The 21,251-nt window shown below is 62.9% G+C and carries 21 protein-coding genes; 12 read left to right on the top strand and 9 right to left on the bottom strand.

The annotated features are described in order from the left end of the window. The first annotated feature begins 151 nt into the window (after nucleotides 1-151). Nucleotides 152-1,609, top strand: a complete 1,458-nt coding sequence (serS, locus tag ACS3WB_RS05615) for a serine--tRNA ligase (RefSeq protein WP_438274578.1) — start codon at nucleotides 152-154, stop codon at nucleotides 1,607-1,609. Next, a complete protein-coding gene (locus ACS3WB_RS05610; RefSeq protein ID WP_438274577.1) occupies nucleotides 1,609-2,937 on the top strand; it encodes a chloride channel protein in 1,329 nt (442 codons plus the stop codon). Before serS ends, ACS3WB_RS05610 begins: the two co-directional genes overlap by 1 nt. A 48-nt stretch (nucleotides 2,938-2,985) precedes the next feature. Here the strand turns inward: ACS3WB_RS05610 and ACS3WB_RS05605 are convergent, their stop codons facing one another. Then, the gene (locus tag ACS3WB_RS05605; RefSeq protein ID WP_438274576.1) at nucleotides 2,986-3,186 is read right to left on the bottom strand and encodes a hypothetical protein; all 201 of its coding nucleotides are present in this window, start codon (nucleotides 3,184-3,186) and stop codon (nucleotides 2,986-2,988) included. 300 nt (nucleotides 3,187-3,486) lie between these two features. Here ACS3WB_RS05605 and surE point away from each other — a divergent pair, with 300 nt between their 5' ends. Continuing rightward, the gene (surE, locus tag ACS3WB_RS05600) at nucleotides 3,487-4,254 is read left to right on the top strand and encodes a 5'/3'-nucleotidase SurE (RefSeq protein WP_438274575.1); all 768 of its coding nucleotides are present in this window, start codon (nucleotides 3,487-3,489) and stop codon (nucleotides 4,252-4,254) included. 75 nt (nucleotides 4,255-4,329) lie between these two features. On the opposite strand, the gene ACS3WB_RS05595 is transcribed toward surE, so the two are convergent. Then, on the bottom strand, nucleotides 4,330-4,719 hold the full coding sequence (locus ACS3WB_RS05595) for a response regulator (RefSeq protein WP_438274574.1): 390 nt from the start codon (nucleotides 4,717-4,719) through the stop codon (nucleotides 4,330-4,332). Between the two features lie 304 nt (nucleotides 4,720-5,023). Here ACS3WB_RS05595 and ACS3WB_RS05590 point away from each other — a divergent pair, with 304 nt between their 5' ends. Both ACS3WB_RS05590 and ACS3WB_RS05585 read left to right on the top strand, forming a co-directional pair. Next, complete coding sequence (locus tag ACS3WB_RS05590; protein WP_438274573.1) at nucleotides 5,024-5,677, top strand: protein-L-isoaspartate(D-aspartate) O-methyltransferase; 654 nt, start codon at nucleotides 5,024-5,026, stop codon at nucleotides 5,675-5,677. Nucleotides 5,678-5,804: 127 nt separating this feature from the next. Continuing rightward, entirely contained in the window at nucleotides 5,805-7,136 is a 1,332-nt protein-coding gene (locus ACS3WB_RS05585; protein ID WP_438274572.1) for a peptidoglycan DD-metalloendopeptidase family protein, read from the top strand. 151 nt (nucleotides 7,137-7,287) lie between these two features. Here the strand turns inward: ACS3WB_RS05585 and ACS3WB_RS05580 are convergent, their stop codons facing one another. Next, nucleotides 7,288-8,247: an ATP-binding protein gene (locus ACS3WB_RS05580; RefSeq protein ID WP_438274571.1), complete on the bottom strand. Its 960-nt coding sequence runs from the start codon at nucleotides 8,245-8,247 to the stop codon at nucleotides 7,288-7,290. 293 nt (nucleotides 8,248-8,540) lie between these two features. On the opposite strand from ACS3WB_RS05580, the gene yajC reads away from it, so the two are divergent. From yajC to ACS3WB_RS05555, 5 genes are all read left to right on the top strand, one after another. After that, on the top strand, nucleotides 8,541-8,942 hold the full coding sequence (gene yajC / locus ACS3WB_RS05575) for a preprotein translocase subunit YajC (protein ID WP_438274570.1): 402 nt from the start codon (nucleotides 8,541-8,543) through the stop codon (nucleotides 8,940-8,942). A gap of 12 nt (nucleotides 8,943-8,954) precedes the next feature. Continuing rightward, nucleotides 8,955-10,556 (top strand): protein translocase subunit SecD, encoded by a 1,602-nt coding sequence (secD, locus tag ACS3WB_RS05570; protein ID WP_438274569.1) that lies wholly within the window; start codon nucleotides 8,955-8,957, stop codon nucleotides 10,554-10,556. A gap of 16 nt (nucleotides 10,557-10,572) precedes the next feature. Beyond that, nucleotides 10,573-11,700, top strand: a complete 1,128-nt coding sequence (gene secF, locus ACS3WB_RS05565) for a protein translocase subunit SecF (RefSeq protein WP_438274568.1) — start codon at nucleotides 10,573-10,575, stop codon at nucleotides 11,698-11,700. Continuing rightward, complete coding sequence (locus ACS3WB_RS05560) at nucleotides 11,697-12,083, top strand: Mth938-like domain-containing protein (protein ID WP_438274567.1); 387 nt, start codon at nucleotides 11,697-11,699, stop codon at nucleotides 12,081-12,083. Before secF ends, ACS3WB_RS05560 begins: the two co-directional genes overlap by 4 nt. A 96-nt stretch (nucleotides 12,084-12,179) precedes the next feature. Beyond that, the gene (locus tag ACS3WB_RS05555; protein WP_438274566.1) at nucleotides 12,180-13,043 is read left to right on the top strand and encodes a phytoene/squalene synthase family protein; all 864 of its coding nucleotides are present in this window, start codon (nucleotides 12,180-12,182) and stop codon (nucleotides 13,041-13,043) included. A 3-nt stretch (nucleotides 13,044-13,046) separates the two neighbouring features. On the opposite strand, the gene ACS3WB_RS05550 is transcribed toward ACS3WB_RS05555, so the two are convergent. From ACS3WB_RS05550 to ACS3WB_RS05540, 3 genes are all read right to left on the bottom strand, one after another. Then, the gene (locus ACS3WB_RS05550) at nucleotides 13,047-14,147 is read right to left on the bottom strand and encodes an AMP-binding enzyme (protein WP_438274565.1); all 1,101 of its coding nucleotides are present in this window, start codon (nucleotides 14,145-14,147) and stop codon (nucleotides 13,047-13,049) included. Nucleotides 14,148-14,171: 24 nt separating this feature from the next. Beyond that, nucleotides 14,172-15,605, bottom strand: a complete 1,434-nt coding sequence (trmFO, locus tag ACS3WB_RS05545; protein ID WP_438274564.1) for a methylenetetrahydrofolate--tRNA-(uracil(54)-C(5))-methyltransferase (FADH(2)-oxidizing) TrmFO — start codon at nucleotides 15,603-15,605, stop codon at nucleotides 14,172-14,174. A gap of 349 nt (nucleotides 15,606-15,954) precedes the next feature. After that, nucleotides 15,955-16,890 carry a DUF2189 domain-containing protein gene (locus ACS3WB_RS05540; RefSeq protein WP_438274563.1) on the bottom strand — a complete coding sequence of 312 codons (936 nt, stop codon included), beginning with the start codon at nucleotides 16,888-16,890 and terminating at the stop codon, nucleotides 15,955-15,957. A gap of 448 nt (nucleotides 16,891-17,338) precedes the next feature. Here ACS3WB_RS05540 and ACS3WB_RS05535 point away from each other — a divergent pair, with 448 nt between their 5' ends. Then, nucleotides 17,339-17,716: a DUF3597 domain-containing protein gene (locus ACS3WB_RS05535; RefSeq protein WP_438274562.1), complete on the top strand. Its 378-nt coding sequence runs from the start codon at nucleotides 17,339-17,341 to the stop codon at nucleotides 17,714-17,716. Nucleotides 17,717-17,884: 168 nt separating this feature from the next. On the opposite strand, the gene ACS3WB_RS05530 is transcribed toward ACS3WB_RS05535, so the two are convergent. Together ACS3WB_RS05530 and ACS3WB_RS05525 are read right to left on the bottom strand one after the other, a co-directional pair. Further along, nucleotides 17,885-18,157: a GNAT family N-acetyltransferase gene (locus ACS3WB_RS05530; protein ID WP_438274561.1), complete on the bottom strand. Its 273-nt coding sequence runs from the start codon at nucleotides 18,155-18,157 to the stop codon at nucleotides 17,885-17,887. Nucleotides 18,158-18,244: 87 nt separating this feature from the next. After that, nucleotides 18,245-18,526 carry a GNAT family N-acetyltransferase gene (locus tag ACS3WB_RS05525; RefSeq protein WP_292614910.1) on the bottom strand — a complete coding sequence of 94 codons (282 nt, stop codon included), beginning with the start codon at nucleotides 18,524-18,526 and terminating at the stop codon, nucleotides 18,245-18,247. A 302-nt stretch (nucleotides 18,527-18,828) separates the two neighbouring features. Here ACS3WB_RS05525 and ACS3WB_RS05520 point away from each other — a divergent pair, with 302 nt between their 5' ends. After that, complete coding sequence (locus tag ACS3WB_RS05520; protein WP_438274560.1) at nucleotides 18,829-19,239, top strand: NADH:ubiquinone oxidoreductase subunit NDUFA12; 411 nt, start codon at nucleotides 18,829-18,831, stop codon at nucleotides 19,237-19,239. A 185-nt stretch (nucleotides 19,240-19,424) separates the two neighbouring features. Here ACS3WB_RS05520 and ACS3WB_RS05515 read toward each other — a convergent pair whose 3' ends face one another. Next, nucleotides 19,425-21,140 carry a FecR domain-containing protein gene (locus ACS3WB_RS05515; protein ID WP_438274559.1) on the bottom strand — a complete coding sequence of 572 codons (1,716 nt, stop codon included), beginning with the start codon at nucleotides 21,138-21,140 and terminating at the stop codon, nucleotides 19,425-19,427. Nucleotides 21,141-21,251: the final 111 nt, after the last annotated feature.

The raw sequence follows: 21,251 nt of genomic DNA, 5'->3' as shown, positions 1-21,251 counted from the left end.
CCGGCCGGACTCATCTGCTATCATCTCCCCGATTCCCGTCGTCATCGTTCGCCAACGGTTTCCAATTCCGGCCATTCGGGTTACTGGATGCCCGCTTTCGCGGACAGGATGCCACTGCTCTCGCCGCTTCTTCTCTTTTGGACTGACTCCCATGCACGACATCAAGGCGATCCGCGACAACCCGCAAGCATTCGATGCCGCGCTGAAACGGCGGGGGCTGGAGGGGCTGTCATCGTCGCTGCTTGCGATCGACGAGAAGCGCCGCGCGGCCATTCTCGCGTCCGAGCAGGCGCAGGCGCGGCGCAACGCGGCATCGAAGGAGATCGGCGAGGCCAAGAAGGCCAAGGACGATGCGCGCGCCGCGAAGCTGATGGCGGAGGTTGCCGAACTCAAGACCAACATGCCCGAGATGGAAGCGGCGGCGAAGACGGCGGACGAGGAGCTGAAAAAGGCGCTGGCCGAGATTCCAAACCTACCGCTCGACGAAGTGCCCGAGGGCGCCGACGAGCATGGCAACGTGCAGCATCACATCTTCGGAAAAAAGCGTGACTATGCATTCACGCCCAAACCGCACGACGATCTCGGCGGCGCGCTTGGCGACATGGATTTCGAGGCGGCGGCGAAACTGTCGGGCGCGCGCTTCGTCGTATTGAAGCGCGGATTGGCGCGGCTCGAACGCGCCATCGGTCAATTCTTCCTCGACGTCCATACCGACGAGCACGGCTATACCGAAGTCAATCCGCCGCTCCTGGTGCGCGGCGATGCGATGTTCGGCACGGCGCAACTGCCGAAGTTTGAGGACGATCAATTCGCGACGTTACGAAAGTCTGATGAGATAGAAGCTCAGAAACGGTTTGCGGCGGAAGTTCAAGAAATTTGCTCGGCGTACGATTTGAAGCATCGGGATGCTGGCTATGATGTGTCAGAGCTAATCGAGAGAGCATGCGCGGATGCGAGGAAGAAGCTTGAGTACGAAAACCGTCTCTGGCTCATCCCCACCGCCGAAGTCCCGCTCACAAACCTCGTCCGCGAATCCATTCTCGACGAAAAAGAACTGCCGCTGCGCTTCACTGCGCTGACGCCGTGCTTTCGCGCGGAGGCGGGCGCGGCGGGGCGCGATACCCGCGGCATGATCCGTCAGCATCAGTTCAGCAAGGTCGAACTGGTGTCGATCACGACGCCGGAAGCATCAAAAGACGAGCACGAGCGCATGTTGTCTTGCGCCGAGGAGGTCTTGCGCCGGCTCGACCTGCATTATCGCGTAATGACGCTGTGCACCGGCGACATGGGCTTCGCCTCGCAGAAGACCTATGACATCGAGGTCTGGATGCCAGGACAAATTTCAAGCCAGGGTGAGGGCGGCGCTTACCGCGAGATTTCGTCCTGCTCGGTGTGCGGCGATTTCCAGGCGCGGCGCATGGACGCGCGCTATCGCGCGAGCGACGGCAAGCCGCGCTTCGTCCATACGCTCAACGGCTCCGGCACCGCGGTCGGTCGCGCGCTGATCGCGGTGATGGAGACCTATCAGCAGGCCGACGGCTCCATCGCCGTGCCTGACGTGTTGCAGCCCTACATGGGTGGCCTCAAGGTGATCGATCGCGGGGGATAATGCAGAGGCCGCATCTCACCGAACGGCAATTGCGATTGGTCCGGGTCATCTCGACCCGGTGGCAGCGGCGGGTCATTTTCGTCGCGGGCGGTCTTGCCGTCGGCGCGGCCGCGGTGGGGTTGACGCAGGCCTCCGATCTGGCCCAGTTCCTGTTCGCGCATCTGCTCGAGAAATGGCGCTATGCGTCCTTCGTCGTTACCCCGCTCGGATTTGTGCTGTCGGTGTTTCTCACCTTGCGGTTCTTTCCGAACTCGCAAGGCAGCGGCATTCCGCAAGCCATCGCCGCGCGTGAACTCGGCGACCACGAGGCGCGCGGCCGGCTGGTCTCGTTTCGCATCGGGGTCGGGAAAATCCTTCTCACCGTGCTGGGGCTGCTCTGCGGCGCATCGGTGGGGCGCGAGGGTCCGACCGTGCAGGTCGGCGCATCCATCATGTTCGCAATCGGGCGGATGTCGCCGCGCCGCCAGCCCGGCCTGATCCTTGCGGGAGCGGCTGCTGGCGTCGCCGCGGCCTTCAACACGCCGCTTGCGGGGATCGTCTTCGGCATCGAGGAAATGAGCCGCGCCTTCGAGGTGCGCACCAGCGGCCTGATCATCGGCACCGTGATCGCGGCCGGGCTGACCTCGCTGGCGCTGGTCGGGAATTACGCCTACTTCGGCCACACCGCGACCACGCTCGGTAACGGCGTCGACTGGCTGACGGTACCGATCTGCGGCGTCGTCGGCGGCCTTGCGGGCGGATTGTTCAGCCGTCTTGTGATCGTGCTGGCGTTCGGGCTTCCGGGACGGCTCGGCTCGCTCATCAAGCGCCATCCGCTTCCGTTCGCGTTCGCTTGCGGGCTCGGCGTCGCCGTGTGCGGATACCTGTCCGGCGACACGATCTACGGCACTGGCTACGCGCAGGTAAAGCACGCGCTGGAGAGCGGGGCGCCGCTGCCCGAGAGCTTCGGGTTGCTGAAACTGCTTGCAACGCTGCTCTCGACCGTAAGCGGCATTCCCGGCGGAATCTTTTCGCCCTCGCTCGCGGCCGGCGCGGGCCTCGGATCCAACGTGGCCCATTTTTTTCCGGGCACGCCGATGGGCGCGATCCTGCTGCTCGGCATGGTGTCGTATTTTGCGGGCGTGGTGCAGGCTCCGATCACCGCCTTCGTGATCGTGACGGAAATGACCGATAATCACGCCATGGTGGTGCCGCTGATGGCGGCGGCGCTGATTGCCTATGGCAGCTCGCGGCTGGTCTGCAAGGAGGGCGTCTATCACGCGCTGGCCAAGGGATTCTTGCAACGCGCCCGCGCGGACAACGCTTGTGCGACCGGAAACGCGCAGTGAGGGCAGACTGGTCCGGGGCGGCGCGTGTGACGCCGCCCTCGGAGATTTTCAGGGAATGCACGTTCCGCCGATATGAGACGGCGTTTTGATCTGACCACAGACCGAGCCGCCGGTGACCCAGACTGCGACGCCGTATTTGCCGAAGGACACCTCGATCCCGAAATAATCCTTGTCGGCGACGATGGTGATCTCGCCGCCGCCCACGTCGTTGAGTTCGCCTGCGGTCAGCTCTCGTATGTCGCTATGCATGTGTGGCTCCTGTCATAAAAACCGGGTATTTCCGGTCGCGACATCGGGCATAGACGCGCAGTCCAGCGGGCGATGTGAGATGCATCACCCAAACGAAAAAATCCTCCGTGCAAGTGGGATCGTCGGGTTTGCCAGGCCCGGCCTGGCCGGATAAGAGGTGGCCGGACGGCTAGAGCCTTTCCGCTTCTGATGGAATCAGAAGCGGAACTCCATTTTTAATTTGACGCGTTTTCTTCACACGAACCGGTACCCACTTCGCTCGAAAACGCTCTAGCAGCGGCCGAAAAAGGCACCTCACGAATGCGAATTCTCTGTACCAACGACGACGGCATAAACGCGCCGGGCCTCACGACCATCGAGCAAATCGCGAGGGAGTTGTCCGACGATGTCTGGGTGGTCGCACCCGAGCACGATCAATCGGGCGTGTCGCATTCGCTTTCGCTCAACGATCCGCTGCGGCTGCGCGAAATCGGACCACGCCATTTCGCGGTGAAGGGCACGCCGACCGATTGCGTAATCATGGGATCGCGGCACATTCTCGGCAAAAAGGGGCCTGATCTCGTGCTGTCCGGGGTCAATCGAGGCCGCAACGTCGCCGAGGACGTGGTTTATTCCGGCACCATCGCGGGCGCGCTCGAGGGCACGATGCTCGGCCTGCCGTCGTTCGCACTGTCGCAGGAATTCAGCATGGAGACCGGCGACAGGCCGGTGTGGGAAACCGCGCTCACGTTCGGGCCGCAGATTCTGCGCAAGGTGATCGACGCCGGCATTCCCAGAAACACGGTGGTCAATGTCAACTTCCCGGCCTGCACGCCGGAGCAGGTCGAGGGCGTGCTGGTGACGCGGATGGGCAAGCGCAATCTCGGCTTCCTCAAGATCGTTGAACGCCGCGACGGTCGCGGCAATCCGTATTTCTGGATTGGATTCGAGAAGGCGGACGCCATGGACACTCCGGCGGCGGGCACCGATCTTGCGGCAATCGCGTCGCGGTGCGTCTCAGTAACGCCGCTGCGGCTGGATCGCACTGATGATGCTTTTCTCGAAGTTCTGACGACGGCCTTGAAGTAGGATGCGCGGTTCTTTTCGCAGAGAAGAAAATGCCTGTTGAGTGGCCACGGCGCTTTCGCGCGAAGCTCGCGATGTTCAGGTGCGCTCGGCCGTGGCGCTGCGGTTGAGCGCGCTCTCGATCATGACCGCGAGGTTTTCCATCTGGAATGGTTTCTGCAATGCCGGGCGGTCGCGATATTCCGGCGGCAGGCCCTGCATGCCATAGCCGGTCGCGAAAATAAAAGGCCGGTTGCGTCCCTCGATCACTTCGGCCACAGGGGAAATCAACTTGCCGTTGACGTTGACGTCGAGAATGGCGATGTCGAAGTCGGCGGTCTGCGCGAGCATGAGCGCCTGCTCGATATCGCCGGATTCGGCGGCGATACTGTAGCCAAGCTCCTCCAGCATGTCCGCAACCATCATACGGATCATGACCTCGTCCTCGACGAGGAACACCGAGCCACCGGACGGTTTTACTGGCGCCATCGAAGAGACCGATCCCTTGCCCAATTTCCAATACAGGGTCGCAAATTACGCCTGCCAAGGCAATGCGTGCCGCTGCCGCGGCGGGCATGATATGGTATTGCGGGGTCGAATTGCAGCTACCACTTGGACGTAATTTTGGGGCTTCCGGCGCCCCGGGCCGGCCCTGTGCTGGGCCGCTCTCTCGTTCCGCGGGGGAACAAAAATTTGATCCTCCGGATTGACCCGGCCGGCGATCCGCGCAGATTTGCATCACCTGATCTTGATATTCGGCGCGGCCAGGCGCCAGCGCTCGAGAGTTCATCCAATGCCCCTCGTCGATCGTCCGCCGCCCGAGAAGATGATGTTTCAGCTCACCCTGCGGCGGCGCGGCATCAGCGATCAACGGGTATTGCGCGCGATGGAAGGCATTCCGCGCGACCTCTTCGTTGAGGCGGCCGATCGCGACGATGCGTGGCTCGACACAGCGCTCGGCATCGCCTGCGGACAGACCATCAGCCAGCCTTTCGTCGTCGCCTATATGACGGAGCGGCTGGAATTGCGCGACGACAACCGGGTCCTGGAGATCGGCACAGGCTCCGGTTATCAGGCCGCGATTTTGTCTCGTCTGTGCCGCGAGGTCCTGACCATCGAACGGTTTCGCGTGCTCGCCGAACGTGCGCGCGCCCGGCTGGAGCAACTCGGTTGCGAGAACGTCGAGATCATGCTGGGCGACGGCTTCGACATTCCACCCGAAGCGGGACAATTCGACCGCATTCTGGTGACGGCGGCGATGGAGCAGATTCCGGACGCGCTGATAGCCCGGATCGAGCCCGGCGGGCTTCTGATCGCGCCGGTCGGCCCGCACAATGGGCGGCAGACGCTGATCCTGCTCCGGCGGACCACCGCCGGACTGGTCCGCAAGGAATTGATTGACGTCCGCTTCGTGCCGGCGCTGCCGGGCATCGCCCGCGAACTTTAGCCGTCCGCGAATTTTGGGCGCGTAAAGTTCCGTCGTCGCCGCAATGCGTTGTTCGAACGGTTAAAGGCTTATTTACTCGACGCGTGTTTAGTCAATTTTGTAGTTAAGTTGCGTCGAGTGAGTAACCATGTCCCGTGTCGTCGAGGTGTTTTGCTCGCGTCGCGTACCGCAGGTCGCGGTGCTGGCGCTGGTGTCGATCGGTTTTGCCGGATGCAGTGCGGACATGTCCTCGCGCCTTGCGCAGATGGACAGTGGTCCGCAGCAATCAAGTGGTTTCGGGTGGCAGCGCGAGTCCACCGGCTCGGTGGCGCCAGCGCCGGCGGCGCCTGTCGCACGCCGCGAGTTGCCGCAGTATTCGCGGTCGCAATATCAATCCCAGCCGCTGCCGCCGCCGATCTCGACGCCAAAAACCTATCCGGTGGCATCGAGCGTCTCCGACAGCGGGCGAAGCGCGCACTCGTATGCGCCGCCATCCCGTCCGATCGAGTCCGCCAGCCATGTCGCATCGCGGGACGGCTGGAATCACAATGGCGGCACCTCGATCATCGTCGGCACCAGCGACACGCTGGAGGGGCTGTCGCGACGCTATGGAGTTTCCACCGCCGAAATCCTCAAGGCCAACGGCTACCGGGGCCCCCGCACGCTGCAGCCCGGCCAGCAGCTGATCATTCCGAAGCGCACGGCGGCGGACACTCGTGCCGCTCCGGCTGCGAAGCCCGTCGCGGTCGCAGAGGCTGCCTCCGCCACCCACTACGTCAATCGTGGCGACACGCTGATGAGCATCGCACGCCGCAATCATCTCGCGGTCGGCGAACTCGCCCGCGCCAACGGCCTCCAGCCGGGTGCGACATTAAAGGTCGGCATGAAGATAACGGTGCCGACAAAGGTCGCCGCCGTGCCTGCCCAGCCTGTTGCCGCTACGACCGCGCCTCCCGCCGCGGCTGCGCCTGCGCCGGCGGTTCACATGGCGGCGGCGACGCCGGAAGGTCCGGTGCAGAAGGTCAATCTCGCGGTTACGACGACGCCCGAAGAGGCCGCGGTCAAGCCGGCGGTGAAGACCGCCGAGGCGACCGGCGCGCTGCCGACCTTCCGCTGGCCGGTCCGCGGCCGTGTGATCGCGGCCTATGGCGCCAGGACCAACGGCAAGTCAAATGACGGCATCAACGTCGCCGTGCCCGAGGGCACGCCGGTCAAGGCTGCCGAGGACGGCGTCGTTGCTTATGCCGGCAACGAACTCAAGGGTTACGGCAACCTGATCTTGGTTCGGCATCCCAACGGTTACGTGACCGCATATGCCCATGCGAGTGAATTGTTGGTGAAGCGCGGAGATACCATCAAGCGCGGCCAGGTCATTGCCAAGTCGGGTCAGTCGGGCGAAGCGGCGTCGCCGCAGCTCCACTTCGAGATCCGAAAAGGATCTTCACCGGTTGACCCGCTTCATTTCCTCAACGGGGCGTGAGGGCAACAGCATAAACGAGTGCAGCACCGTCACCCGCGAGAACGGGTGATTCCGGTCCGGGATGTCTCGCGATAATCGAAAAAGGCAGGGCGCACGATGCCTGCCGTCGCGGGTATCACGTGGCTTTTGCAAAAGGTGTCTGTTGCAAGAGCTACTTCGTCAGATGTACGCCCAGTCGTCCCGCCAGTTCCTGCGTGAACTGCCAGGCGACGCGTCCTGATCGCGAACCGCGCGTGGTCGCCCATTCCAGCGCTTCGCGTTCAAGTTCGGCGTCGTCGAGCCTGATGCCGAAGTGGGCGCAATAGCCGCGCACCATCGCGAGATATTCGTCCTGGCTGCAACGATGAAAGCCGAGCCAGAGGCCGAAGCGATCCGACAGCGAAACCTTTTCCTCGACGGCCTCGCCGGGATTGATCGCGGTCGATCGCTCGTTCTCGATCATGTCCCGCGCCAGCAGATGGCGACGGTTCGACGTCGCGTACAGGATGACATTGTCGGGACGTCCCTCGATGCCGCCCTCGAGCACCGCCTTCAACGATTTGTACGAGGCGTCATTGCCGTCGAACGACAGGTCGTCGCAAAACACGATGAAACGGAAGTCCGACGAGCGGAGCTGTTCCATCAGGCCCGGCAGGCTCTCGATATCCTCGCGGTGAATTTCGATCAGCTTGAGCCGACCGCCGGCCTGGGCGTTGACGCTCGCATGCGCCGCCTTGACCAGCGACGACTTGCCCATGCCGCGCGCGCCCCAGAGCAGGGCGTTGTTCGCAGGCAGGCCCTTGGCGAAGCGTTCGGTGTTCTCGATCAGGATGTCGCGCATCCGGTCGATTCCCTTGAGCAGGCCGAGGTCGACCCGGCTGACGCGGGGCACCGGCACCAGTCGTCCCTCCGGGTGCCAGACGAAGGCGTCCGCCTGTGTCAGCGCCACGCCATTGTCGGTCTTTGTTGCCGCGGACATGGCCGCGGCGATCGCTTCGAGCGCGCTCGCGATCCGTTCCGCGGCGGCTGGCGCCGCGGCCGGTTTCGGACCTTTTGTCGCGCCGGCGCCGCGGTTGCCGGTGCGAGCCCTCGGCGTTTTAGGGGCGCCGGTTTTCCCTGACTTTCTTGCCATCCCTCGACCTTCCTGAACGTGCACCCTTAGCTAGAGCACGATCACGAAAAGTGGAAATCGGTTTTCGGATAAGATCGCGCTCGACTAAAAAGATAGGCCTGAAGTCGGATCCGACGCAGCTGAATCGGACTCAGGGCCCTCGAGCCCCCCGCAAGCAGCCGAAATAATGAGGCCCGATCAAGGGTCTGGCGGCGTTGCAATTGGGACCGTGGCCGCTATAGTCCGCGCGAATTTGTCTCGCGCCGGGCGACACTGCCGTCGCGCGGGCCTGCTCCATTTCAAGGATCGTCCGAATGTTCATAACTCCTGCGTTTGCTCAGGCCGCCGGTGCCGGCGATACCAACAACCTGCTGATGTCGCTGCTGCCGTTCGCGCTGATCTTCATCATCATGTATTTCCTGATCATCCGCCCTCAGCAGAAGAAGTCGAAAGAACATAACGAATTGGTGAAGAATATCCGCCGCGGCGACACCGTCATCACCTCGAGCGGTCTCGTCGGAAAGGTCACCAAGGTGGTGGACGACGACCAGATCGAGTTCGAAATCGCGGATGGCGTCCGGGTACGGCAGATGCGGCAAATGATTTCGATCGTCCGCGCCAAGGGAGAGCCGGCGAAGGGCGAGCCGACCAAGGGTGAATCGGCAAAGGGACGCGCCAAAGGCGAGGACGCCAAGGACGACGATGCCGCGAGCTGACGGGTTATCGCGATGCTGTACTTTACGCGGTGGAAAGCGCTGGCGATCGTCGTAACCGCCTTCCTGGTCTGCCTGTGCGCCGTGCCGAACTTCTTTCCGGAGGCGCAGGTCAAGACCTGGCCGAAATGGGCGCAGCGCCACCTCGTCCTGGGCCTCGATCTTCAGGGCGGCTCATATCTGCTGCTCGAGGTCGATTCCAACTACGTCAAGAAAGAGAAGCTTGACCAGGTCCGCGACGACGCACGCAAGGCGCTGCGGGACGCGCGGATCGCCTATACCGGCCTTGCCGTCAAGAACGGCGCGGTCGAAGTGCGCATCAGCAAGGATGATGAATTCCAGACCGCGCTCGGCAAGTTGCGCGATCTGTCGCAACCGCTCGGCGGCCTGCTCGGCTCCAGCGGTCAGCGCAGCCTTGAAGTCAGCAGTGCTGAAGGCGGGCTGATCCGCCTGGCGGTTCCGCAAGCCGCGGTCACCGACCGCATCCGCCAGTCGGTCGAGCAGTCGATCCAGATCATCGAGAAGCGCGTCAACGAACTCGGCACCGTCGAGCCGCTGATCCAGCGTCAGGGCACTGACCGCATTCTGGTGCAGGTGCCGGGATTGCAGGACCCGACGCGGCTGAAGGAAATCCTCGGCAAGACCGCCAAGATGGACTTCCGCATGGTCGATTCGAGCGTATCGCCCGAACAGGCCCTGCAAGGCCGGGTGCCCGCCGATTCCGAAGTGCTGATGAGTTCGCAGGCGCCCAAGACGCCTTATGTCGTCAAGAAGCAGGTGCTCGTCTCCGGCGGCGACCTGACCGACGCGCAGCCGGGATTCGATTCGCGTACCAGCGAGCCGATCGTGACCTTCCGGTTCAACAGCAACGGCGCGCGCAAGTTCGCGCAGGCGACATCGGAAAACGTCGGACAGCCGTTCGCCATCATCCTCGACAATGAGGTGATCTCCGCGCCGGTCATCCGCGAACCGATTACCGGCGGCTCCGGCCAGATTTCCGGAAATTTCACGGTGCAGGAGGCCAACGACCTTGCGATCCTGCTGCGCGCCGGCGCGCTGCCGGCGCCGCTGACGATCATCGAGGAACGCACCGTCGGTCCCGGCCTCGGACAGGATTCGATCGAAAAAGGCGAACTCGCCGCCTATGTCGGTTCGATCATGGTCATCCTGTTCATGCTGCTGACCTACCGGCTGTTCGGGGTGTTCGCGAATATCGCCGTCGCCATCAACGTTGCCATGATCTTCGGCGTGCTGTCGCTATTGAACGCGACGCTGACGCTGCCCGGCATTGCCGGCATCGTGCTCACCGTGGGCATCGCCGTCGATTCCAACGTGCTGATCTATGAGCGCATTCGCGAGGAAATCCGCGGCGGCCGCACCGCGATTTCGGCGATCGACGCTGGCTTCAAGCGGGCGCTGGCGACGATCCTGGATTCCAACATCACGACGTTCATCGCGGCCGCGGTGCTATTCTACATCGGCACCGGTCCGGTGCGCGGCTTTGCCGTGACGCTCGGCATCGGCATCATCACCACCGTGTTCACCGCATTCGAGGTGACCCGGCTGATCGTCGCCACATGGGTGCGCTGGAAGCGGCCCCAAAACGTGCCGATCTGATGACGCGGAGCCGGCTGTGACTCACTGGATTTTGCTCGGGCTCGGTGCCCTCATCGTCGTGCTGACCATCGTCAGTTGCTTCGGCCTGCTGCCGTCGCTGCGGATCGTCCCGGACAACACGCATTTCGACTTCACGCGCTTCCGCCGCATCAGCTTTCCGATTTCCGCGGTGCTGTCGATCGTCGCCATCACGCTGTTCTTCACGCACGGCTTGAATTTCGGCATCGATTTCAAGGGCGGCACGCTGCTCGAGGTGCAGTCGAAGTCGGGCGATGCGAACCTGGCGAGCATGCGCACCACGCTGAACGGCCTCGGTCTCGGCGAGGTCCAGCTTCAACAGTTCGGCGGCCCGACCGAAGTGCTCATCCGCGTCGCCGAACAGCCGGGCGGCGACGCCGCGCAGCAGGAGGCGGTTCAGAAGGTGCGGGGCGCGCTCGGCGAGACCGTCACCTATCGCCGCGTCGAGGTGGTCGGCCCGCGCGTGTCCGGCGAACTGCTCGCCTACGGCATGGTCGGCCTGATGCTGGCGATCCTCGGCATCCTGATTTATCTGTGGTTCCGGTTCGAGTGGCAGTTCGCGCTCGGCGCCATGATCGCCAACGTACATGATATCGTGCTGACGATCGGCTTCATGTCGATCTCGCAGGTCGATTTCGACCTCACCAGCATCGCCGCGCTTCTGACCATCCTGGGTTACTCGCTCAACGACACCGTCGTCATCTACGACCGCATCCGCGAGATGCTGCGGCGCTACAAGAAGATGCCGATGCCCGAGCTGCTCAACGAGTCGATCAACTCGACGCTATCGCGCTCGATCATCACCCACGTCACGGTGACGCTGGCACTGCTTGCGCTGCTGCTGTTCGGCGGACCGGCTATCCACAGCTTCACTGCCGTGATGATGTTCGGTGTGGTGCTGGTCGGCACCTACACCTCGATCTTCATCGCCGCGCCGATTCTGATCTATCTCGGGGTCGGCGACCATCGCGCCGATGTCGAGGAGAAGCCGGCCAAGTCTGAGGCGGCCAAGCAGCCCGAGATGGCCAAGCCCGAGAAGACAGCTAAGCCCGAGGAAGCGGCCAAGCCGGAGAAGACGGTCAAGCCTGAAAAGCCGGCCAAAGCTCGGAAGCCATCGAAGCCGTGAGCGGCGACCTGCCGGAGGTGCCGCACCTCCCGCGGCCTGCGGCGATCGAGGCCTATGGCAGCGGCGGCTTTCGCTTCGATACCATGTCGCATCGCGGCTCGCTGCTGTGCCTGCCGGATGGCATCTGGGCGTGGTCCGTGACCCGGCCGGACGACATCGATCGCCGCGCGCTGGCGCGCGTCTTTGCGGGCTCGGCCGCGATTGATACGTTGCTGATCGGCACCGGCACCGAGGTCTGGCTTGCTCCTGCCGAACTGCGCCAAGCCCTGCGCCGCGTGAGCGTCGGAGTGGACACCATGCTGACCGGAGCAGCGATCCGGACCTACAACATCATGCTGGGCGAGCGGCGCCGGGTCGCGGCGGCGCTGATAGCCGTTCCATGACAACCTTACCTCACTGGCAGCGCCTGATGGTGCTGATATCCGTTCCATGACAAGCGCGATGGCGAGGCGGTACCCGACGGTCCTGCGCGTGACGTCATGAGCGACGGTGCATCTGAAAGTTCGTCCGCTGCGTTCTGCGCGGAGCTTGTGCGCAACCACGATTTCGAAAACTACGCGGCGACGTTGTTCGCGCCGCCGCGTAGCCGCCGCGCGCTGCTGGCCCTTTATGCCTTCAACGTCGAGATAGCCAAGGTCCGGGAGCAGATCACACAGCCGCTGCCGGGCGAAATTCGCCTGCAATGGTGGACCGATATGCTCGCCGGCGCAGGCCACGGCGGGGTCGAAGGCAATCCGGTCGCGGCCGAACTGTTGCTCGCGGTTCGCAACCACGGTTTGCCGGTCGAACGTCTGTCGCGGCTGATCGAGGCGCATCAGTTCGACCTCTACAACGATCCGATGCCGGACATGACGGCGCTCGAACAATATCTCGACGATACCTCGTGCGCGCTGTTTTCGCTCGCCGCACGCGTCGTCGGACACGAGACCGATACGATGGATCATCTGGCGCGCCACGCCGGCCTTGCGCACGGCATCGCACAGGTGATCGCGCAACTGGGTTTTGACGCATCAAGGCGGCAGTCGTTCGTGCCGCTGCAATTGCTGGAGCAGCACGGCGTCGATCCGGAAAAGATGTTTGCGGGCCAGGACACGCCGGCGCTTCGCGCGGCCCTCCGCGCGCTCGCGGAAGATGCACGATCGCATCTGGAAAACGCGATGGCCATGCTGCCGGACGCCCCGCCGCGGTCGCGAACAGTCTATCTCCCGCTCGCGATGGTGCGCCGTGCGGTGAACGATCAGCCCCGCGCGGATAACGATCCCTTCATGCCGCGGCCCGCATCGCGGCTGCGCATTCTGTGGACGTTGTGGCGCGCCTCCCGCGCGAGGCCGTTTCGCGACTGACGATCAGGATGGAAGTGCCTGGTCGGTCGAAGCAAAGTTGAAGCGGTCGCGCAGGTTTTTCCGGCTTTCCAAAATACCTCGGAAGAATTCACGGTCCGCGGGGCTGGTGATCAGCGGCTCGATCAGATCGATCTGGTTCATCGCAATGAGCTGCAGGATTTCCGTGCGTACCTTGCCGCTCGCATCGCGCGGCAGGCTGGGAACGATCTGGATGTGCTCCGGTGGTTTCGGGGTGCGCACCGAGCCGAGCGCCGAGCGCAACTGCGCTTCCAACCCGGCCTGATCGGCTTCCACAAAGGCGTAAAGCCCGACGCCGGTGCGGCGGTCGGCGAATGCGACGATGGCGGCGTCACGTACGTCGCTGTTTTCGCGGATGCGCGCGATCAGCACAGGGGCGTCGTTGACGAGACGACGGCCGCCGCCCTCGCGGTCGGTGAAGCTGAACAGCCCGCGCGTGATGGCCTGATATACCTTCTTGCCGGTCATCAGCCAGGTGCGCGCGATGATCGACTTGTGCGCAAGGATCCTCCGCTCACTCGGCGTCAGGGCGTTCGGTGCATACGTGCGCTTGTGCTTCAGAAGATGCCGCAGGTCTTCGTAAGCGGCGATACGAAACAGCGGCGAGCGTCGCGTGAAGCAGGCAGCTAACTGGAAGTCGGTCAGGTAGGCGCGGCCGTCGCTGCCGCGCAGCCAGTTCTGTTCCTTGGCGAGATCGTTGTGGCAGATGCCGGCGCGATGCAGCTTGCGCAGCGCAAGCTTGCCGGACTGAAAGTATGCGAGGTCGTCATAAGGTTTGGCGAGATGAAGCGCCACGCCGTCGACGAAACCGCGTACCAGCGAGCGGCGGCCGTTCCACAACAGCTTCGGGCCGACGCCGAGATCGCGTGCGAGCGTCAATGCCTTGCGTTCGCGCTCGAACAGATGCCGCGCGACGGGATAAGACCACCACGGCACCTGATCGAGCCGCCGCAGCACCGCGTCGACCTCGCCGGAGTCCGTTCGGAAACGTCCCCGCTCGACGGTCGAGAACACGTCGCGCTTCAGCAGGACACCCTCGGTCCAGGTTGTGGACAGGAATGCGGCGTCCTGTTTCGGAAGGGACATGAACGATCCTGAAAACGCGTTGAACTATGCGGCCGCTGCCGGACGAAGCGCGTCCGCGATCCAGCGGTCGAGATCGGTGAGCGCGCGGGCACAGACCGCCTGTTTTTTCGCTGTCGTCTTCTCGTTGCCGCGCAGCCGCGTGCCGTCCGGCTTCTTCGTCGGTGGATTGGCGAGCGGCGGAAACAAGCCGAAGTTGACGTTCATCGGCTGGAACGAGCGCGGTCCGGCGTCGATGGTCTCGATGTGTCCGCCGGTGATGTGGCCGAGCAGCGCGCCCAGCGCCGTGGTCGGGGGCGGAGTCGAAAGGATCCGCCCGCGCGCGTCGGACGCGGCATAGAGGCCGGCGATCAGGCCGATGGCCGCGGATTCCACATAGCCTTCGCACCCCGTCATCTGCCCGGCGAAGCGCAGCCGCGGCTCGGCGCGCAGGCGCAACTGCGGGTCGAGCAGTTTCGGCGAATTCAGGAACGTGTTGCGGTGCAAGCCGCCGAGGCGGGCGAACTCCGCGTTCTCAAGTCCCGGAATGGTGCGGAAGATGCGGGTCTGCGCGCCGTGCTTCAGCTTGGTCTGGAATCCGACGATGTTGTAAAGCGTGCCGAGCTTGTTGTCCTGTCGCAACTGCACAATGGCATAGGGCTTCACTGTGGGCTCGTGCGGATTGGTGAGGCCGACCGGCTTCATCGGACCGTGCCGCAAAGTCTCACGGCCGCGTTCAGCCATGACCTCGATCGGCAGGCAGCCGTCGAAGTAGGGCGTGTCGGTCTCCCAGTCCTTGAAGGTGGCTTTCTCGCCCTCGATCAGTGCGTCCACGAAGGCGTGATACTGCGCCTCGGTCATCGGGCAATTGATGTAATCGGCGCCGCTGCCGCCCGGACCAGTCTTGTCATAGCGTGACTGGAACCAGGCCTTCGACATGTCGATGGAGTCGCGATGGACGATCGGCGCGATCGCGTCAAAAAAAGCCAGGGCGGATTCATCGGTGAGCGCGCGGATCGCATCGGCGAGGGGAGCCGTGGTGAGGGGACCGGTGGCGATGATGACGTTGCGCCAGTCCGCAGGCGGCAGGCCGGCGACCTCGGCCCGGCTGATCTCGATCAACGGGTGATCGCCGAGGGCTTTGGTCACGGCGGACGAAAAGCCTTCGCGATCCACCGCCAGCGCGCCACCGGCCGGCACCTGATTGGCGTCGGCGCAGCGCATGATCAGCGATCCAAGCCGCCGCATCTCGGCATGAAGCAACCCGACCGCGTTGTTCGCCGCATCATCGGAGCGGAACGAATTGGAACAGACAAGTTCCGCCAGGCCATCGGTCTGATGCGCCGCGGTCATTCGCTGTGGCCGCATCTCGTGCACCACCACCCGAACGCCATTATTGGCGACCTGCCAGGCGGCCTCCGAGCCGGCGAGGCCGCCACCGACGATATGAACGGCGGCGTTGGAGAAGTCGATCTGTGTCATGGACAAAGGGGTAGCGCGTTTTCCCGTCCAGGGGAATCGCCTTTGCGGCAGCAGTCATGGAGTAAACGGTGCGCGGCGCTGTATCGAGTTTCCCGCGAGCGCAGGATGAGCTGATAGATATGAATATATATTCATTGTTATCAAGATGATCCTGCTTACGAAATCTCAGCGGTCACCGTGATGGGGCTGGGCGCTTTATCATTTGTGAGCGAAGGGAATACGGGTTCGCGTCAAGAAGCGCGGCAAGACAAAATCATAGAGCATTCTGATTCCATCGGCAGCGAGGTTCTGGCTGAACATTTCACACGACCGTCTCGCGACGGCCGTGTGAGAGGCATGCGTCTTCCCGTCAATCCGCGCTATCGTAGAATCGGTGCTTGCGCCCGTAAGGCGGGAACAGGACAGAAGGGAAGTCCGCCGCGTAGCGCTTTTCCCTTTCCGTTTCTGGAACCTCGTGTGCTGACGACGTCAAAGGGCTCTCGATCGCCTTGCGATAGAGGTGCCACGTCGCATGACCGAGCAACGGCATCACGATGGTAAGGCCGAGGAAGAAGGGGATCGACCCGATCACCAGCAGGACGGCGACGATCAAGCCCCATTCCGCGGCTGCGAGAGGATTCTTCGCAACTACGCGCATCGACGTCAGCATGGCGTCGGCCATGTCGGCGTGCTGATGAAGCATCAGCGGGAACGATACGATACTGATGCACAAGGTGACGGCCGCAAACAGGAAGCCGACGCCGCAGCCGACCACGATGAGACGCCAGCCCTCGGAGGTGGTGAAGACTCGTCCGAGGAAATCGGGAATAACCGATGCCGGGGCGTTGCCGAAGGTGGACACGTAAATTGCGTGCGCCGTCGCCAACCAGACGAAGAAAATGACAAGCAGGAGCGCGCCGAGTCCGAGCATCGAGCCGAACGACGGTGCCCGCAACACGCGGAACGCGTGCCAGGCGGACGCCTCCATGCCGAGTTCGCGCCGATAGCTCAGTTCATAAAGTCCAAGCGCCGCAAACGGCCCGATCAGCGCAAAGCCGGCGGCGATCGGAAACAGCATCGGCAAGACCGAATAGCCGAGCACCATCCGCGCTACAAGAATTCCGATTATGGGATAGATCACACAAAGGACAATGGCGTGGCTGGGCACCGCCTTGAAGTCTTCCCAGCCCAGCCTCAGCGCATCGAAAAGGTCGGAGAGGCCGATGTGCCGGATAACCGGTCCATCGGTGGCGACCGTTCCTGATCGTAGTCGTGACGTGGCGTCAACAGGATAAGAGGTGGCCATGTTCGTTGTCTCCCTTTCACGGGGCCAATCACGCCGTCAGAAGGCGCAGGTTTGGCCCTCCGGAAACGATCACGATCAAGCCCAGACGCGAAAGCAAGGAACCTGGTCTTGCCGCGACCTGTAAGGCAATTCTAATCCCTATCGCTGGTTTTCGTTGCTCACTGTTCAGTGATTTTTTTCGGCCGCCGGTCAGTGCGGTAACAGGAGGCCATGTCGTCGCGACTTTGAATTGCATGCGAGCAAACCCGTTCGCAAAGCGCGACAGTGTCAAATGCGACATTGTGATGTCGCTAGCAGCGAACCAAACAAGCGCTCTCTTTCACGCGGCGTGGCATTGTCATTGGCAAGCCGTAACGAGGCGGCTACTCTTTTCGCGACCGGACGGAAACGGACGCGAGTTCCGCCCCGGATTGATCTGCACAAGACGAGAAGCTATTGGAGCGGCACAATGAGCATATTCGGAAAGATCATGGGCGCCATCTTCGGCACACACGCCGAAGCGGCAACACCGGCGCCTGAAGCAGGCGGCGGCGCTGTCGCTCCATCGGGCGCTGCGCCCGCGGGCAGCGTTGATGTCGCGGCCATTCTCGACAAGGCCGTCGCCGCCAAGAAGGAAAAGCTCGCATGGCGGACATCGATCGTCGATCTGATGAAGGCTCTCGATATCGACTCCAGCCTGAGCGCCCGCAAGGAACTGGCGAAGGATCTCAAGTATTCCGGCGACACCAACGATTCAGCGGCAATGAACATCTGGCTGCATAAGCAGATGATGGCTCAACTCGCAGCCAACGGTGGCAAGCTGCCGCCCGATATCAAGCAGCACTGATGCGTTAGGGTGTTTTCGAGCGAAACATGTCCTCGGACTTGATCCGAGGATAGACACCGGTTCGCGTCAAGAAAACGCATCAAGACAATAGTGGGGAGCTTCTGATTCAACCGGAAGCGAAGACGCAGCAGCGGACGTCCGCTGGCGTCCAGCGGTTGACCCGCAGCCTCAAGCCACGCGGTCGGCTTCTTCCGGATGTTTGTCAAGATAGTTGGCGACGAAACCGCAGCCGGCGACCACCTTCAGGCCCTCGGATCGGATCAGCGCCAGCGCACCCTTCACCAGCGCCGACGCGATGCCGCGCCCGCGCAGCTCGCGCGGCGTTTCGGTGTGGGTGATGACGACAACACCCGGCGCGAGGCGGTAGTTCGCGAAAGCAACGCCGCCCTCGACTTCCAGTTCAAAGCGGCTCAGGGCTTTGTTGTCGTTGACCGCAATCATGTTCGCGCTCGGTTATTTATTCCACCCGGCGCTTCAGTTTGGCCCGCTGCGGGCGTAATCTCTTCAAGAGCGCGGGCGCTGAGCCTCTTACAAATTCGGCCTCAGCAGATCGGCATAATCCGGATGCTTCTCAAGCCAGTCTTTCACGAAGGGACACTGAGCGCCGACCCTGAATCTGTCAGCGCGGACCTGATCCATTGCGCCCTGCACGAGTTCCGAGGCAACGCCCTTGTCTCTGAGTTCAGGCGGAACCTGGGTATGGGTGAACACGATGATGCCGTCCAGAAATCGATAGTAGGCAGCGGCGATATGCCCGTCCACTTCGAGTTCGTAGCGATGTTTTTCCATGTTGTTGACGACTTCGGACATTTCGCAGCCTTTATATTTTCATGCCTGACGGCAACATTCAGGGTTCTGTCTTGCCCGTCAACAGCCCGCAACCTTGGATACAGAGTGCGGTGTCGGGCGCAGCGGATATCTCGCCGGACGGAGGGGAGGTGGGTCTGTAAGGCAGCTTGGCCGAAGGCGCAACCCGCCAATTCGGACCGATCCGCAACCCGTCGGCCGTCAGGCCGGGACGCGCCATTCAGCCGCGGGTCGCGCTGGACAAGAGCGCGGCGGGATGCCATCAAATCGAGGTACTATGCCCCTTTCGGCAATGGAATCCGGCCATGAAGCAGTTTTTCCTTAAACTCTTTACCTGGTGGAACGGCCAGACCTTCGGCACGCAGCTCTGGACGTGGCGCTTTGGCGAACTGGTCGGGCAGGACAGCCAGGGCAACCGCTATTACCGGACGCGGGGCGGAAAGATCGACCCGACGCTCGGTTTCGAGCGGCGCTGGGTGGTCTACAACGGCTATACGGAAGCCAGCCGCATTCCGCCGGAGTGGCACGGCTGGATTCATCATGTTGTGGATGTTCCGCCGACCAAGGAAAACTATAAGCCGCGCGAATGGCAGAAGCCGCATGTGCCGAACATGACAGGCACGCCGGCCGCCTATCGCCCGCCCGGGTCGACGATGGTGAGCGGCCGCCGCCCCAAGGCGACCGGCGATTACCAGCCCTGGATGCCCGGGAAATAGAGACGCCGACGCGCCATATCTCAATCCCACTACACGGGCCTGCGGTTGCGTCATGGCAGCCGTGCAGTCGACGGCGCGCGGCGACACGGTGGTTCCGCGCTCGCTCAGGCTGAGTGTGTGCGAAGAAGCGTTTCAGCGGGTCATGACCGGACCATAGCCGTTCGAAGAATGGCGTCGTTTCACTTTCAGCGCTTGCTGGCCGCGAAGATGCCGCTGCCGAGATAATTGTTGGCGCCTGAAATCGCGACGCTTCCGCCCATCTCGCCGACCGGGCTGGTTTTTCCCTGAAAGAAGCTGCCTTGCAGCACCATGCTGCGGCTGCCTGCATCGCCCGCGATGGTGCCGCCGAAGTTACGCGGGTCGGTGTTGAAGTTCACGTTGCCGGAATAATTGGTACTGTCGAGGTTGGTCACGCTGACGGCTCCCGTGCGCTGACCGAAATCGACGGCGTTGGAGAAGCCGCCGGCGACGAAGCCCGCGCTGTTCACGTTGGCGATGACGTGACCGGTGTAGGTGGCGGTGCCCGTCGTGGGCACGTCACTGATGCTGCCAACCGGCCGGCCGGCGACCCAGGTGCCAATAAGCGTTTCGTTCGGCGCCGCGTTGCCGTTGGCTGCACTGACCGCCCAAAATCCCCAGCGCGTGTAATCGCACTGACACGCCGTCAGATTTGGAATCGCACTGGTGACGACCTGGTTCGCTGCGACGCCGTTGGCGGAAACGAGCACGCCGGTGACTGCTTTGTTGTTGACGGTGGAGTTGTCAGGGATGTTCGCATAAAAATTGTTGTAATCGGAATAGCCGCTGTTGGCTGGGCCGGTCGATCCAGTCGATCCGAACTGGAACAGCGCGTGAATACTATGTGCGAGCTGCGTGAACGGATTCGCCGGGTCATAGGCGTATATGTCCAGATTGCTCTGAACGCGATTGTTGGCCGCATCGAGGTTGATCGCCGCCGTGCCGGTGATCGGACGGTTCGGGTTCAGGTTAACGACGTCCAGTCCCCCGACGTATCCGGTCAGCGTTGTTGAAGATCGCGGGTTGTTGTCGATAGGCGGCGTGTTGTTGCCGCCCTTCGGCCGATCCGCGATCTCCTGCACCCCCGCCGCCTGATTGGAGGTTTGGATCGACTGGGTGAACGCGGACGTGATCGCATTGACCTGCTGGACGATGGTGGGCGGAGTAGGAGAGGGCGGTGCGCCCGATCCCGTCACCAATCCGCCGGGTGATCCGGTTGCGTTGTGCTCTGCGGCTGCGACATTCGCCGCCGACGCCGCGCCTGCGCGCGCGCCGCCTGTTTGACCGACCGCGCTCTGAAACCGTGCGATCTGCTGCTGCACGAATCCCGGCGGCGGCAGGCCGGGCGGAGTCGGTGGCCCGTCGGCTTGGGTTTGTGTGAATTCGCCGGCGCCGAGCGTCACGGTCTGACCGCCGGAGTTCACGGTCATCGTGCCGTAACCGGAATAGATGCCGCCCTTGCCGTCGGTCATCATCACGCCGCCGCGAATGCCGATCAACGCCGAGGCGGTCTTGATCTCGGCGTCACCATTGTGGCTGATCTGGCCGCCGACGAAACGCAGCGCGCCCTTGCCGAGCGTCGCCGCCAGCTTGCCGGTGTTGGCGCTGGGATCATAGACGTATTCGTCAATCGTAAGATCGCTGTTCGGACCGATGGTCATCGAGGTCTTGTCGAGGAACAGCAATTGCACCGAGCCGCTGGACTTGGTCTGGATGCGTTCCTTGTGCGCGATCGATTGACCGATGGTGATGGTCTTCAGGTTCGCGGTCGCGGCCGGGTTGACCGCCGATGCCGTGCCGACCTGTTGGGCCTGCGCCGTCGCGCCGCAAAGCGCCAGCACAGCCGTCGTTATTGCAAGCTGAAGCGCCCCCGTCCGGCTCATGGCAATCCCCGACACGCAAAACTTAAAAGGCGAGTATAGCTTCATGAATATAGCCCTGAACACCTCGAATGCGCCAACCCCGCGAGCCTACCAAAATACCATTCAGGACTC

The organism is Nitrobacter sp. (assembly GCF_051535215.1).
Taxonomy (GTDB): Bacteria; Pseudomonadota; Alphaproteobacteria; order Rhizobiales; family Xanthobacteraceae; genus Nitrobacter.
This window is presented reverse-complemented; position numbering and strand designations above follow the sequence as displayed.